The organism is Microbacterium azadirachtae (genome assembly GCF_025583665.1).
GTDB classification, from domain to species: Bacteria; Actinomycetota; Actinomycetes; order Actinomycetales; family Microbacteriaceae; genus Microbacterium; species Microbacterium azadirachtae.
In genome coordinates, this window is record NZ_CP099706.1 from 2,127,707 (window position 1) to 2,140,749 (window position 13,043).

The following is a 13,043-nucleotide window of genomic DNA, read 5'->3' on the forward strand; positions in this document are numbered from 1 at the left end:
TATACTTTTGGTATGAATCACGGCGAGATCCTGCAGTCGATCGTGTTCTCGACGCACGCGCTCACCCGTATCGCCGCCCAGGAAGCCGGGAACGACGCTCCTGCGGCGCAGTGGCGGGCGCTGAGCCTGCTCGACGGCAATGACGGACAGCGCGTGGGAGAGCTGGCAAGGGCCAGCAGGACCACGCAGCCCGGCATGACCCGCCTGCTCGGGCAGCTCGAGCAGGACGGCCTGGTGCTCCGCTCCCCCGACCCCGAGGACTCCCGGGCGACGGTGGTCACGATCACCGACGCCGGGCGCACCCTGCTGCACGCCTGGCGCGATGAGATCCAGCGGATCCTCGCCCCCCGATTCAGCGACCTCGACGACACGGACTGGAACCACCTCGCCCGCGCCGCGGAGATCCTGCACACGCATTCGCTTCTGGAAAGGACAGCACGTTGAGTTCCACCGGTTCCTCGGTATCCATCTGGAGACAGCCCGCTCAGGTGTGGGCGGTCGCGTTCGCCTGCGTCGTGGCGTTCATGGGCATCGGATTGGTCGACCCGATCCTGCCCGCGATCGCCGAATCGCTGAAGGCCACCCCCGTCCAGACGGAGCTGCTGTTCACGAGCTACCTGCTCGTCACCGGAGTGGCGATGCTGTTCACCAGCTGGATCTCCAGCCGGATCGGCGCCAAGGCGACCCTCCTGGTGGGACTCGCCCTCATCGTGGTCTTCGCGCTGTTCTGCGCGCTGAGCGGCAGCGTCGACGCCATCATCGGCTTCCGCGCCGGCTGGGGACTCGGCAACGCGCTCTTCATCTCCACCGCTCTCGCCACGATCGTCGGCGCCGCCAGCGGCGGCTCCAGCGCGGCCATCATCCTGTACGAGGCGGCGCTGGGCCTCGGCATCGCGATCGGCCCGCTGCTCGGCGGCCTGCTGGGCGAGGTCGCCTGGCAGGGTCCGTTCTTCGGCGTGGTCGTGCTCATGGCGATCGGCTTCATCGCGGTGCTCACCCTGCTGCGCGGCCCGTTCGAGAAGCGCGAGCCCGTGCCGTTCTCCGCGCCGTTCAAGGCGCTCGGCCGTCCCGCGCTGGGCGTGCTGGCGGTCGCCGCGCTGTTCTACAACATCGGATTCTTCGTGCTGCTGGCGTTCTCGCCGTTCCCGCTCGGATTCAGCGCCATCGGCATCGGTCTGACCTTCTTCGGCTGGGGCATCGCGCTGGCGGTCACGAGCGTCTGGGTCGCGCCGATCCTGCTGCGCCGCATGCCCATCACCCGGATCATCCTGTTCGTCCTGCCCCTGCTCGCCGTCGACCTGGTCGTCGCGGGGATCCTGGTCGCGATCCCGATGGCCCTGGTGATCTGCATCATCGTGGGCGGTCTGCTGCTGGGCATCATGAACACCGTGCTCACGGAGGCCGTGATGGAGGCGACGGATCTGCCCCGTTCGGTGGCGTCGTCGGCGTACTCCGCGGTCCGCTTCATCGGCGGCGCGGTGGCCCCGCCTCTCGCCGCCCTGCTGTCGCACCTCTGGGGCGACACCGTGCCGTATCTGTTCGCCGGGGTCTCGGTGCTCATCGCCGCGCTCGTGGTGCTGCTCGGCCGCCGGGCCCTCGCCCACATCGACCGCGGGTCGCACGACGTCGCGGAGGATGCGGAGGCGATCCTCATCGGCGACGCCGCCTGAGAGGATCAGCGCCTGCCCGAGGCGCCGCGAACCGCCCGTCCCGCACAACGCTGCGCGGGACGGGCTTCGTCGTCGGCGGCGGGGCATACGCTGGAGACATGCTCATCGGTGTCATCCGCCCCGTCGAATCCGCCACCCACACCGTGCAGGCCGAGGAGCTGGACGAGATCCAGGCCCTCCTCGCGGCCCAGACTCCGGAAGGCTGGCAGCTCGCCTCCGCGCCGGTCGCGATGGCGAAGAAGGACACGATCCTCACCGCCGAGGGCACGATCGTCCGCCGCGACGGCGTGCAGGAGATCGAGGCCGACGACCTGACGGCGCTCGAGGCCAAGGTCCCCGAGGGGTATCAGCTGCTCTCGGTGCGCGCGGTCTGACCGGATCCGACGACGATGGACGACGCGGCAGCGACCGACGGCGGCCTGCTTCCTGGCCAGACCTCACGGATCCGCGTGTGGGAGCGGGCCACCGGCGCGATCCGCACGGTGCACGCGTCCCGCTCTCGACGCTATGAGGCGCCGAACTGGACGAAGGACGACCGGCTCCTGGTGAACGGCGACGGGCGGCTCTGGCTCCTCCCCGCCGACGGCTCGGGCGCACCGGAGGCGATCCGGGCCGTCGGTCTTCCCGAGGCCAACAACGATCACGTCCTCTCCCCGGACGGCCGCACGGTGTTCGCTTCGGCCCAGGACTGGCACATCTGGGCTCTTCCGCTCGACGGCGGAGCGGCGCGGCGGGTGACTCCCGACGACGGCGGGATGCACTTCCTGCACGGCGTCAGCCCTGACGGTGCGCGCCTCGGCTACGTGCGCCTCGACCCCGAGGGTGAGAACTGGTGGGCGTCGGCGACGATCCACACGATCGGCGTGGACGGTGACGACGACGTGGCCGTCACCACGGACCCAGGCCCGGCCGACGGCTGCGCGTGGACCCCGGACGGCGAGTGGATCGTCTTCAACACGGAGCAGTTCTCCCAGGCCCCGGGGCATGCGCAGCTGGCGCGGGTGCGACCGGACGGCGCGGAACTCGAGCAGCTCACCTTCGACGACCGCGTGAACTGGTTCCCGCACGTCGCGCCGACCGGCGACGTCGCCGTCTACCTCAGCTATCCGCCGGGGACCGTGGGGCACCCCGCCGACCTCGCGGTCGAGCTGCGCCTCGTCTCCGTGGACGACTGGACCCGGCCGACGACGATCGTCGCACTGCACGGCGGGCAGGGCACGATCAACGTGCCGAGCTGGGCGCCTGACGGATCCGCGTTCGCGTTCGTCGACTATCCGGTCGCGGACCCGAGCGAGCCCTGAGCCCGATCACGCGGCCGGCGGGCGGTCAGATCGCGCGGACGCGGTTGTTGCGGGCGTTGTGCTCGAGTTCGACGAGGCCGAGGGCTTCGAGCAGCGGCGGAAGGTACATGCCGAAGCGCCCGCGATAGCCCTTGCGCAGCCCGTACCAGCCGCCGACCGGATTGTCCTCGGCGCGGCCGAACGCCTCGACGGTTCCCGGCACCGCCGGCTTCTGCTCATCGGCTGCACCCAGCGGCACCCAGTCGCCCTGAGCGACCAGCCACGCATGCAGGTCCTCGATCGCCCGGGCCTGGTAGCGAAGAGTGGTCGAGCCCACCTTACAGACGAGCTCGTCCCCCTCCCGGTGCATCGTGTACTCGCTCGAACCCGGCGCTGTGCGAAGCAGCCACGGGCTCTCCGCCGTTCCGTCCCCATCGGTCATGGCGCGAGTCTAGTGGCGATGAGGAGCATGCAGAAGGCCCGGTCGGAGGTGAATTCCGACCGGGCCTTCTGTGCTGGTGCACCCCCAGGGACTTGAACCCTGAACCCACTGATTAAGAGTCAGTTGCTCTGCCGATTGAGCTAGAGGTGCTCGGCGGGCCGGTTCCCCGGCCGAGGAATCACATTACCAGCGGATCCGACGGAAGCGAAATCGGCACCGCCTTGCCGTGCATCCCTGGCGTGTCGTCAGCCCGGAGTGCGCTCTGGGCCGCGTCCGACCAGGCTTCGCTCACGGCGCCCCCGTATCCTGGTCGGGTGCCTGAGACCCGCGCCGCCGCCGACTTCCAGAGCGACCTCGACCTCGCTCTCCGCCTTGCCGATGCCGCCGATGCACAGTCGCTGCCGCGTTTCGACGCCGCGGATCTGAGCGTCTCCCTGAAGGCCGACCGCTCTCACGTCACCGATGCCGATCTGGCGACGGAGCGCGCGATCCGCGCGATCCTCCAGACGGAACGCCCGGAGGACGGGATCCTGGGCGAGGAGTTCGGCACGTCGGGCGATGCGCATCGTCAGTGGGTCATCGACCCGATCGACGGCACCGCGAACTTCCTGCGCGGCGTCCCGATGTGGGGCACCATGATCAGTCTCGCGATCGACGGCGTCGCGCGCGTCGGCGTGGTCAGCATGCCTGCGCTCGGACGGCGCTGGTGGGCGGCGCCCGGACTCGGTGCGTGGGCGTCGACCGACACGGAGCCGCGCGCGATCCGCGTCTCCGACGTGGCGAGCCTCGACGACGCGAGCGTGAGCTTCCAGAGCATCGCGCAGTGGGATCAGGCGGGCCACCTCGACACCCTCATCGCGCTGAGCCGTCGGGTGTGGCGTGATCGCGCCTATGGCGACGTCTTCTCGTACATGATGCTCGCCGAGGGCCGCATCGACATGGTCGCGGAGTTCGACGTCAAGGAGTACGACATCGCCGCAGCATTCGCGATCGTCGCGGAGGCCGGCGGCACCGCGACCGCCTTCGACGGGACTCCGACCCTCGCCGGGCGCTCCGCTCTCGCGACGAACGGCGTGCTGCACGACGCGTTCCTGGCCCAGCTGCACGGCCACGACGACCATCCGGCGGCCGACCGCTGATGCGCTCCGCGACCCGGGTGCTGGCTGCGCTGGGAATGACGGTCGCCGCCCTCGCCGGGGCGACGGCCTGCAGCAGCGGGCACTCCCCCGTTCCGGCCACATCCTCCAGCCCCGGAACCCGCGTCACGGCATCGCCCACGCCCTCGCCCGACGCGACCGACGTCCCGGCGGCGTCTCCGCGCCCGCTGGACTGCGAGACCCTCATCCCCGCCGACACCGTCGCGGCCCTGCACAAGCAGGGCTGGTCCGCGGCGCAGCGGGATTTCGCCTTCGGTCCGGATCCGGTCCCGGGCGGCATCGCATGCCTGTGGGCCGATCCGACCACCGCCTCCGACCACGGCCTGCTGTACGGCTGGGCGCCGATCTCGGGGGTCGACGCGGCGGCGCGCGAGGCCGAGCTCGTCTCGGAGGGCTGGATCCGCGAGGACAGCGACCGCGGTGTCTACATCACGGCCGATCCGCGCACCGCCCTCAGCAAGGACGCGGACGGGTACGGCATGACCTACCTGTTCGGACGCGGCTGGGTGTCCGTGTCCGACACCAAGCAGGGCCTGATCCTGATCGACCCGAAGGGCTGATCACCTTCCCCAGAGCGAACGCCCCACCGGTCTCGCCGCCACGCCTGCTCCCTTGTGCGCCATGGCCCGAGCCTACGCGGTTGCGCCGGCGGTCACCCGCCCGCGATCGTGTACCAGACGCCGTACGCACCGGCGACGCACATGATCGCCGTGGTGAGCCACCCCAGCGTCGCCGCGAGCCTGCCGTTGCGGTACTTGCCCATGATCGTGCGGTCGCGCGAGATCAGCATGATGATGATCAGGAAGGGCCCGCCGCGATCCGTTGACGATCGCGCTGAGCACCAGGAGCCCGATCGGGCCGGTGGAGACGACCGCGAGGTTCGTCCCGCCGATCATCCCGATGCCGAGGAGCACGTAGAACAGAGGCGCACGACGGGGGCTCTTGTCCAGCCCCCAGTTCTTGTTCATGAGCGCGGAGAGCCCGGCTGCTCCGGCGGCTGCGAGCACGGGGACGGCGAGCATGCCGGAGCCGATGAACCCGAGCGCGAAGAGGACGCTGGCGAAATTGCCGGCGATGGGCTCGAGCGCCTTGGCGGCTTCTGCCGCGCTGGAGACGGTCTTGTGGTGGGCGCCGGGGGTGGCGGCGGAGGAGGCGATGATCGCGAACATGATGAGGACACTGAACGCCATGCCGGTGAACACGTCGACGCGTCCGTTGCGCAGCCTGCGGCGCGCTTCTTTCGCGGGGCGTTCTTCGAGAGCGGGAGCGTCGTCCCCGCCGCGCTTCTCCTCCTCGAGTTCTTCGACGCGCTGCGCGGACTGCCAGAAGAACATGTACGGGGAGATGCTCGTCCCCAGCACCCCGACGGCCAGACCGAGGTACGCCGGCGAGAGCTGGAACTGGAAGCCCGCAAGGCCTGTGGCGACGCTGCCCCAGTTCACGTGCGTGGCGAAGAGCACGGCGATGTAGACGAGCAGCACCAGGCACAGCCACGTGAAGATCTTCCCGATCAGCTCGAACGAACCGAGCACCACCGTCACGAGGATCACCAGGCCCGCGACGATGCTCCAGATCCAGGCCGGCCCGGCGTGGAGGAGCTGCATGCCCTGACCGATCGCGTTGAGGTCGGCGGCGAGATTCAGGCAGTTCGCCGCGATCAGTGCGACGATCAGCACTCCGACGGCGATGCCCACGCTACGACGGAACCTGCGGCGGATCAGCCGTCCGAGACTGTCTCCGGTCGCCAGGGGTCATCCGATCGCAGATCTCCTGCACCGCCATCATCAGTGGCAAAGAGAGCGGAACGGTCCACAGCAGTCCGTTGCCGAACGTCGCCCCGGCCTGCGAGTACGTCGCGACGCCGGAGGGATCGTCGTCTGCGGCGCCGGTCACGAGGCCCGGCCCCAGCACGCGAAGGAAGCGGATCACGGGATTGCGCTTCGACTGCTGGTCCGCCTCTGGCCCGTCTTCTCGCGGCGGCGTGAGCTCGGGCTCGGATCCGGCAGTGGGATCGATGACGGCCATTCGGGACTTCTTCCGCGCAGACTCGGGCTCAGGTGCACCCGGCAGACGGCACGCTACGACCCCGGCGGGGAGCACCGACATGGGCTTGTGGACCGGCGAAGGCATGCACTACGGACCGGGGGTGGGAATGCGCCGAGCCTGACCAGGACACGGCGTCAATCCCCTCCCCTCACGGCCTGATCTGTGCGAGTCTGAGAACACTCACCACACAGCGATCATCGTGGTCGTGCCTCTTGGCAACGGGTTTCCGTGGCGACAACAGGCGAAAACGGTGAACCCTCATGGGTGTACTTTTCTATGGCAGCGCCGAGCATCCGATCGAGATCGACGACGTCGCCCTCGCACACCTCAAGGTCGTGATCGCGACCAAGCTCCGGCGCAACGAGAGCTTCACGCTCTCCTGGCAGCACGACGACGACCAGCCGCGCGGTCGCTCCACGATCTGGCTGCACCCGTCGATCCAGCTGCGGTTCGAGTTCGAAGAGCCGACCCCGCCGCCGCTGGACCCGGCCAGGATCCACGCCTACGCGACGTCCGCGAACACCTCCGGCGGTGTCCTCATCCCCGAGGAGCACATCCTCGGCCCCGGCGTGCGTCAGCTCGTGAACGCCTGAACGGCCGGCTCCCCGACGCTGTGGCACGATCGAGGGATGCGGACCGAACAGCCTGGCGTATCGATCAGGCCGGTCGCCGGCCCGTCCGAATACGCTCGGCTCGTCGAGATCTGGCGCAGCGCCGTCCGCGCGACGCACGACTTCCTGGCTGATGAGGACTTCGCTCGTATCGAGAACAGCCTCGCCTCGTCGTACTTCCCCGCGGTGTCGCTGGTCGTCGCTGAGCGCGACGGACGGTTGATCGGATTCGCCGGAGCCGCCGACGGCAACCTCGAGATGCTGTTCGTCTCCGACGAAGCTCGGGGAACGGGTGTCGGCACGCTCCTTCTCCAGGACGTCATCGAGCGATTCGCGGTCACGCGCGTCGACGTCAACGAGCAGAACGCCGGCGCGCACGGCTTCTATCGGAACCGAGGCTTCACGCAGACGGGACGGAGTGAGCTCGACGGAGACGGCCGCCCGTACCCGATCCTTCATCTCGAGCTGAGCCGGTGAGACGCCGGAACCTCGTCCGAATGATCTGACCGCGGGGCCGCTGCCTGGTGGGTGAGCCCGGAACGCGATGAGGCCCGCCTCCGCAGAGTTCACTGCGGAGGCGGGCCTCATCGATTACGACAACGGCTTGGTGGAGCTGGGGGGAATCGAACCCCCGTCCAACGCTGAGTCTCCACGCCTTCTCCGGGCGCAGTCTGTGCAGACGTTCTGCTCGGCTCCGACCTTTGTCACAGACACCTAAGTCGACAAGCCCAGCCTGGGAAGAGTCCCACGTGACGTCCAGACGCCGTCACGCAGCAAGATTCCTAGATGACGCCAGGATCCGTATCGGAATCACATACGGCCTGACGGACTATCGGGCTCGCTTACGCAGCGAGGGCGAAGTCAGTGCGCTTTGCATTGGCACTTATTGTTTTGCAGGGAGCGTTCACGAGATAACCCTGCATCCTCGGCCCGCTTCTCGTGGATTCACAGGCGCTGTCGAAACCGATCAGCCCCGTGGACCTTCTTGCGAAGGAACCGTTGTCGCACTGTTGACTTACCAGCGGGCGCCGCAGCGCCCGAGCATCACAGACTACAACGGATCCGAGGGCCGCGCCATTCCGCGCGGGTCGAGACGGTGCCCCGGCGTCGCCGCCAGGGCACCCTTGCCGATCAGCGACCTCTGCGTCGCCCGATCACTTGCCGCTTCCGTTGCACGCCACTCCCGGTGACGGCACGAACTCCTTCAGGCCGGCTTTCACGAACGAGCCGTAGGACTGCACGCCGTGATACCTGTCGACCCCGCCGGGACTCTGGTTCCCCCGCACCGCGATGGCGTCGTCATCGAATCCGGGAGGGTTGTTCTCGACCGAATCCGCTCTGTCCAACCCGGAATAGGCGCATTCGGACGAGGCGTGGGACGGGCCGGAAGTCGGGTCTCCGTTCCCGTTCGTCTCGCCTGCAAAGGCCGCGCTGGATCCCGCTGCAACGAGCCCCAGCGCGATCGCACAGCCGATCGCCAGTCGTTTCATCTGATGGTCCTCCTTCACGCAGTTCACCTTCGCCGAGGCGCGGAACTGCGCCGCGGTGGCCGAATTCTACGCGCGTGTCCGCGCCCCGTGAAGGGAGGCCGGCATGTGCCGTAGAGTCACGGCATGAGCGAGGTCGTCATCACCGTCCGCGGCGAGCACGAGGTGCGCGTCGCACCGGAGCGCGCAGTCGTCACGCTGTCCGTCGCACTCGACGGCCCCGACCGGGACCTGGTCGTCTCACGAACGCTGGCGCTCGCAGATCCCGTGCGCGAAGCGCTCGCCGCGCGGCAGAGCAGCGGCGCGGTGGAGACCTGGTCGAGCAGGCGGCTCGCGGTCCGGTCCGAGCGCCCCTGGAGCGGCGACGGCACCCGGCTCGCCCTCGTGCACCACGCGTCGGTCGACTTCAGCGCGACCTTCGTCGATTTCGCCGCCCTGTCGGCCTGGGTCGGCGACGTCTCGGTCGTGGAGGGCGTGTCGATCGACGGAACGCAGTGGATCCTGACGCCGCAGACCCGGGCGCGCATCGAGCAGGAGGTTGCCGCCGAGGCCGTCCGGATCGCCGTCGCGCGCGCCGGCGCCTACGCGACGGCCCTGGGGCTGACCTCGGTCCAGCCGATCGAGATCGCCGACGCGGGACTGCTCGCCGAGGGCGGGGTCGCCGACGCCGCACCGAAGGCGATGCGGGCCTTCGCCGCTCCCGCGAGCCCTGCGGGCCTCGAGCTGCAGGGCGACGACATCAGCGTGTCCGCGACCGTCGAGGCTCGTTTCATCGCCGCATAGCCGACCGACACCGTCACGCTGGGAAGACTCACGCCCGTCGGCGCCGAGCGACGATCACGCTGATCGCGCCTGCCAGCAGCAGCATGAGTCCGACGCCGAGCCCCGGGAGCGGTTCCGCTCCCGTCGCCGGCAGCGCTCCCGCGTCTGTGCCGACGGGAGCCGGCGACGGCGAAGACGTCGGCGTACTGGTCGGCGTCGGTGTCGGTGTCGGAGTCGGCGTGACCATCGCGGGCGTCAGCACGAAGTCCTGACCTTCGATGAGCTCGCCGGCGTCCGTGATCACGAAGGTGCGGCGCAGCGGCGCCGCCCCCGTGTAGCCGTCCGGCACGGCGACCGTGATCGTGTAGTCGCCGGGGGCGAGGTCGCCGAGCGCATAGCTGCCGTCGTCCGCCGTGGTCAGCGTCACAGGGGCTCCGGGTCCGCTGACGGTCACGGTCGCTCCGGCATGCGGTGCGCCGCCGTCGTCACTGACGACACCGGCGACCGAGCCGAATCGCGCGAGGGCGAAGTCGACGCCGGTGACGTCGAGCGCGATGACCGTCTCCGACCGCGACGTCGGGCCCGACACGACAGAGCCCTCGGGGGCCCGAACCGTGATCACGTAGTCACCGCTGGACAAGCGCGGGAAGGAGTACGAGCCATCGGCCGCGGTCACCGTCTGCATCGCGCCGCCGGGCCCGTCAGCGGTGACGACCACTCCCCCCACCCCGGATCCGGCCGCCCGCACGATCCCCGACAGCGACGGCAGCTGCTGCAGCACGAAGTCCCGGCCTGTGATCGGCGTCTCATCGTTGTCCGCAACGGTGAACGGGCTCGGCGACGAGACCAGCGCGTACCCGTCCGGAACGGTGATGGTGACGGCGTGCGTACCCACCGGCACATCATCGATGAGGTAGGCGCCATCGGGGCCTGTCACGACGCTGCGCTGCCCGTCGAGCGTCACCGTCGCACCGGCGATCGGCGTGCCGTGCTGGTCCCGAGCCGTGCCCGAAACCGGTACCGGGACGATGTCGCGCACGGCGAAGTCCGCTGTGCCGTCCGCGGAGGTGACGTCGACGGCGCGCGCCGGCTCGTCGGAGGTCTTGCCCGTCGGGGGCGTGATCACGACCCGGTAGCCGTCCGTGGCGAGCACATCGGGGAACGAATACGTGCCGTCGGTCGAGGTCGTGGTCTCGCCGAGCGCTGCGCCGTCGGCACCGATCAGACGCACGACCATGCCGCTCGAAGGGCCTCCGGCCGTCGTGTCGGTCACGGTGCCGGAGATCGTTCGCGTGATCGCGGCGAACCAGGTCTGGTACACCGGGAACCCCGCGCGCCGGGTGAACGTGAAGGTCAGCGAGGAGATCGGTGCGTTCGGCTCGAACCACGCCGCGGCGCCGCTCGTGTCCATGGCCGTGGCGTTGCCGGTGAGCGTCGTCGTCGCCGCGTCCCAGGTGGGGACGTCGGCCGCGTCACCCGTGCAGGACGGCTTTCCGGCGAGTCCCGGTGCGCAGTAGTTGAATCCGCCGCGGAATCCGAGCTCGGCGGCGGTCAGCGTGTTCCCGCCGGGGCCGATGGCCGTGATCCGGACCTGGTCCGCGTCGATGTCGCCGAGCACGAAGGTCCAGTTCGTTGTCGGCGTGGGACGCGAGAAGCTGTAGGTCGTCTCGGACGGCGCCGTCGGGCTGTCGGCGCGCGGCCGCAGGTTGAGGTACTGCTGATCGCGGCTGCTCCCGTACTTCGCGCCGACATCCGTCGCCGCGGAGAGCCAGACGCTCGCGCCGGACACGACGCCCACCGAACCGGCGCGCGAATCGCTCGTGTACTCGGCCGTGAGCTCCGGCGACGCGATCTGCACGCTGCCCGTGTACGCGCCGCCCGAGCCCGTCATGGCGCTCCAGTCCGCCCAGGGCGTGCCCGTCGCCGCCGAGGCGGGGGCGCCGAGCGCGAGCGCGCCGACGGTCAGGAGAGCGGCGAGGAGTCCCGAGGCGGCGCGTTTCATAGCCTCATGCTGGCATGCATCGTGCGCCAACCGAAATACCGGTTGGCGCACGATGTCAGACGGCGAAGGGAGCCAGCTCCGCCGCGAGCCTCTCTCCGACGTGCGCGTGGATGCGCGTGCCCGCCTCCTCGTGCGCGACTTCGAGCAGAAGACCGGTCTCATGCACGGCGGCGACGAGGTCGCCCCGGTCGTAGGGCACGACGGCGCGGATCTCGACGGCCGGCTTCGGGAGAGCGTCGTCGATCGCGGCGCGCAGCTCGTCGATCCCCTCGCCGCTGCGCGACGACACGAAGTGCGCGCCGGGCACGAGCCCGCGCAGCACCATCCGCTCGTCGTCGTCCAGCAGATCGGCCTTGTTGAACACGACGATCTCGGGGATCCCGCGCGCGCCCACGTCGCCCATCACGTCGCGCACCGTCTTGATCTGCCCTGCCGGATCCGGGTGGGATCCGTCCACCACGTGAACGATGACGTCGGCGTCGGCCACCTCCTCCAGCGTCGAGCGGAACGCCTCGACGAGCTGATGCGGCAGGTTGCGCACGAACCCGACGGTATCGGTGAGCGTGTAGACGCGCCCGTCTGCGGTCTCCGAGCGACGGACGGTCGCGTCGAGGGTCGCGAACAGCGCGTTCTCGACGAGCACCCCGGCGCTCGTCAGCGCGTTCAGCAGGCTCGACTTGCCGGCGTTCGTGTAACCGGCGATCGCGACGGACGGGATCGTGTGGCGCTTGCGCTCGGCGCGCTTGGCCTCCCGGGCCGGCGTGAAGTCGCGGATCTGCTTGCGCAGCATCGCCATCCGCGTACGGATACGGCGACGATCCAGCTCGATCTTCGTCTCACCGGGACCGCGGGAGCCCATGCCCGCGCCGCCGGCGCCGACCTGACCACCGGCCTGGCGGCTCATCGACTCGCCCCAGCCGCGCAGGCGCGGGAGCAGGTACTCGAGCTGAGCCAGCTCCACCTGCGCACGACCCTCGCGACTCTTGGCGTGCTGGCTGAAGATGTCGAGGATCACCGTGGTGCGGTCGATGACCTTCACCTTGACGACGTCCTCGAGCGCTCGGCGCTGGGAGGACGCGAGCTCGGTGTCGGCGATCACGGTATCGGCGCCGACGGCGGCGACGATGTCCTTGAGCTCCTGCGCCTTGCCGCGGCCGAGATACGTCGCGGGGTCGGGATGCGGACGCCGCTGCAGCAGGCCGTCGAGCACGACGGCGCCGGCGGTCTCCGCCAGGGCGGCGAGCTCGCGCAGCGAGTTCTCGGCGTCCTCCTGTGCGCCCTGGGGGTACACGCCGACGAGCACCACGTTCTCCAGCCGGAGCTGGCGGTACTCGACCTCGGTGACGTCCTCGAGCTCGGTGCTCAGGCCCGCCACGCGTCGCAGGGCGTGCCGCTCCTCCAGATCCCACTGCTCGCCGTCGGCCGAGGTGTGCCCGGCGGTGGCCGTGTCCTGCAGCGCCTGCGCGGACCCGAACACGTGGGACTCCGCCCGTCGCTCCGCTGCCTGCAGGACGCGCTCGACCGCGTCGCCGTGCTCGTCTTGTGTCGTGGACTGCGTCATCCGCACCTTTCTCGCGCCCGACGTT

At 69.8% G+C, this 13,043-nt stretch carries 15 protein-coding genes, 1 tRNA gene and 1 other RNA gene; 9 read left to right on the plus strand and 8 right to left on the minus strand.

Going from position 1 to position 13,043, the window contains the following annotated elements; all coding sequences use genetic code 11:
* Positions 1-12 precede the first annotated feature (12 nt).
* The 4 genes from NFX31_RS10150 to NFX31_RS10165 all read left to right on the plus strand — a co-directional run bounded on the left by NFX31_RS10150 (position 13) and on the right by NFX31_RS10165 (position 2,971).
* The gene (locus NFX31_RS10150; RefSeq protein ID WP_045251828.1) at positions 13-444 is read left to right on the plus strand and encodes a MarR family winged helix-turn-helix transcriptional regulator; all 432 of its coding nucleotides are present in this window, start codon (positions 13-15) and stop codon (positions 442-444) included.
* Positions 441-1,670: an MFS transporter gene (locus NFX31_RS10155; RefSeq protein ID WP_045251827.1), complete on the plus strand. Its 1,230-nt coding sequence runs from the start codon at positions 441-443 to the stop codon at positions 1,668-1,670. Before NFX31_RS10150 ends, NFX31_RS10155 begins: the two co-directional genes overlap by 4 nt.
* Before the next feature lie 98 nt (positions 1,671-1,768).
* Complete coding sequence (locus NFX31_RS10160) at positions 1,769-2,044, plus strand: hypothetical protein (RefSeq protein WP_045251826.1); 276 nt, start codon at positions 1,769-1,771, stop codon at positions 2,042-2,044.
* Positions 2,045-2,059: 15 nt separating this feature from the next.
* Complete coding sequence (locus tag NFX31_RS10165; RefSeq protein ID WP_262955628.1) at positions 2,060-2,971, plus strand: TolB family protein; 912 nt, start codon at positions 2,060-2,062, stop codon at positions 2,969-2,971.
* Positions 2,972-2,996: 25 nt separating this feature from the next.
* Here NFX31_RS10165 and NFX31_RS10170 read toward each other — a convergent pair whose 3' ends face one another.
* Together NFX31_RS10170 and NFX31_RS10175 are read right to left on the minus strand one after the other, a co-directional pair.
* The gene (locus tag NFX31_RS10170) at positions 2,997-3,392 is read right to left on the minus strand and encodes a DUF6855 family protein (RefSeq protein ID WP_262955629.1); all 396 of its coding nucleotides are present in this window, start codon (positions 3,390-3,392) and stop codon (positions 2,997-2,999) included.
* A 74-nt stretch (positions 3,393-3,466) separates the two neighbouring features.
* Positions 3,467-3,542 (minus strand) — tRNA-Lys (locus tag NFX31_RS10175).
* A gap of 164 nt (positions 3,543-3,706) precedes the next feature.
* Here NFX31_RS10175 and NFX31_RS10180 point away from each other — a divergent pair.
* Positions 3,707-4,531, plus strand: a complete 825-nt coding sequence (locus tag NFX31_RS10180; RefSeq protein WP_262955630.1) for an inositol monophosphatase family protein — start codon at positions 3,707-3,709, stop codon at positions 4,529-4,531.
* Positions 4,531-5,109 carry a hypothetical protein gene (locus NFX31_RS10185; RefSeq protein WP_262955631.1) on the plus strand — a complete coding sequence of 193 codons (579 nt, stop codon included), beginning with the start codon at positions 4,531-4,533 and terminating at the stop codon, positions 5,107-5,109. The genes NFX31_RS10180 and NFX31_RS10185 overlap by 1 nt, the downstream gene beginning before the upstream one ends.
* Before the next feature lie 72 nt (positions 5,110-5,181).
* Here NFX31_RS10185 and NFX31_RS10190 read toward each other — a convergent pair whose 3' ends face one another.
* Both NFX31_RS10190 and NFX31_RS10195 read right to left on the minus strand, forming a co-directional pair.
* Positions 5,182-6,243 (minus strand): NRAMP family divalent metal transporter, encoded by a 1,062-nt coding sequence (locus NFX31_RS10190; RefSeq protein WP_262955632.1) that lies wholly within the window; start codon positions 6,241-6,243, stop codon positions 5,182-5,184.
* Position 6,244: 1 nt separating this feature from the next.
* Positions 6,245-6,574: a divalent metal cation transporter gene (locus tag NFX31_RS10195; protein ID WP_262955633.1), complete on the minus strand. Its 330-nt coding sequence runs from the start codon at positions 6,572-6,574 to the stop codon at positions 6,245-6,247.
* Positions 6,575-6,855: 281 nt separating this feature from the next.
* Here NFX31_RS10195 and NFX31_RS10200 point away from each other — a divergent pair, with 281 nt between their 5' ends.
* The gene (locus NFX31_RS10200; RefSeq protein WP_045251821.1) at positions 6,856-7,188 is read left to right on the plus strand and encodes a DUF7882 family protein; all 333 of its coding nucleotides are present in this window, start codon (positions 6,856-6,858) and stop codon (positions 7,186-7,188) included.
* Between the two features lie 36 nt (positions 7,189-7,224).
* The gene (locus tag NFX31_RS10205; RefSeq protein WP_262955634.1) at positions 7,225-7,683 is read left to right on the plus strand and encodes a GNAT family N-acetyltransferase; all 459 of its coding nucleotides are present in this window, start codon (positions 7,225-7,227) and stop codon (positions 7,681-7,683) included.
* Between the two features lie 128 nt (positions 7,684-7,811).
* Here NFX31_RS10205 and ssrA read toward each other — a convergent pair.
* Positions 7,812-8,181: a transfer-messenger RNA gene (gene ssrA / locus NFX31_RS10210) on the minus strand.
* A 179-nt stretch (positions 8,182-8,360) separates the two neighbouring features.
* Positions 8,361-8,714, minus strand: coding sequence for a hypothetical protein (locus NFX31_RS10215; protein WP_248700495.1), 354 nt, complete (start codon positions 8,712-8,714; stop codon positions 8,361-8,363).
* 105 nt (positions 8,715-8,819) lie between these two features.
* Here NFX31_RS10215 and NFX31_RS10220 point away from each other — a divergent pair, with 105 nt between their 5' ends.
* On the plus strand, positions 8,820-9,476 hold the full coding sequence (locus NFX31_RS10220; protein WP_045251818.1) for an SIMPL domain-containing protein: 657 nt from the start codon (positions 8,820-8,822) through the stop codon (positions 9,474-9,476).
* Positions 9,477-9,504: 28 nt separating this feature from the next.
* Here NFX31_RS10220 and NFX31_RS10225 read toward each other — a convergent pair whose 3' ends face one another.
* Together NFX31_RS10225 and hflX are read right to left on the minus strand one after the other, a co-directional pair.
* Positions 9,505-11,457, minus strand: a complete 1,953-nt coding sequence (locus NFX31_RS10225; RefSeq protein WP_262955635.1) for an MSCRAMM family protein — start codon at positions 11,455-11,457, stop codon at positions 9,505-9,507.
* Between the two features lie 55 nt (positions 11,458-11,512).
* Positions 11,513-13,018, minus strand: coding sequence for a GTPase HflX (gene hflX, locus NFX31_RS10230; RefSeq protein ID WP_091477263.1), 1,506 nt, complete (start codon positions 13,016-13,018; stop codon positions 11,513-11,515).
* Between the last annotated feature and the right edge of the window lie 25 nt (positions 13,019-13,043).

Excerpts from the sequence above, each read along its gene's own strand:
- NFX31_RS10150 (WP_045251828.1), top strand. The coding sequence starts at position 13 with ATGAATCACGGCGAGATCCTGCAGTCGATCGTGTTCTCGACGCACGCG.
- NFX31_RS10160 (WP_045251826.1), top strand. The coding sequence starts at position 1,769 with ATGCTCATCGGTGTCATCCGCCCCGTCGAATCCGCCACCCACACCGTG.
- NFX31_RS10165 (WP_262955628.1), top strand. The coding sequence starts at position 2,060 with ATGGACGACGCGGCAGCGACCGACGGCGGCCTGCTTCCTGGCCAGACC.
- NFX31_RS10170 (WP_262955629.1), bottom strand. The coding sequence starts at position 3,392 with ATGACCGATGGGGACGGAACGGCGGAGAGCCCGTGGCTGCTTCGCACA.
- NFX31_RS10185 (WP_262955631.1), top strand. The coding sequence starts at position 4,531 with ATGCGCTCCGCGACCCGGGTGCTGGCTGCGCTGGGAATGACGGTCGCC.
- NFX31_RS10195 (WP_262955633.1), bottom strand. The coding sequence starts at position 6,574 with ATGGCCGTCATCGATCCCACTGCCGGATCCGAGCCCGAGCTCACGCCG.
- NFX31_RS10200 (WP_045251821.1), top strand. The coding sequence starts at position 6,856 with ATGGGTGTACTTTTCTATGGCAGCGCCGAGCATCCGATCGAGATCGAC.
- NFX31_RS10205 (WP_262955634.1), top strand. The coding sequence starts at position 7,225 with ATGCGGACCGAACAGCCTGGCGTATCGATCAGGCCGGTCGCCGGCCCG.
- NFX31_RS10220 (WP_045251818.1), top strand. The coding sequence starts at position 8,820 with ATGAGCGAGGTCGTCATCACCGTCCGCGGCGAGCACGAGGTGCGCGTC.
- NFX31_RS10225 (WP_262955635.1), bottom strand. The coding sequence starts at position 11,457 with ATGAAACGCGCCGCCTCGGGACTCCTCGCCGCTCTCCTGACCGTCGGC.
- hflX (WP_091477263.1), bottom strand. The coding sequence starts at position 13,018 with ATGACGCAGTCCACGACACAAGACGAGCACGGCGACGCGGTCGAGCGC.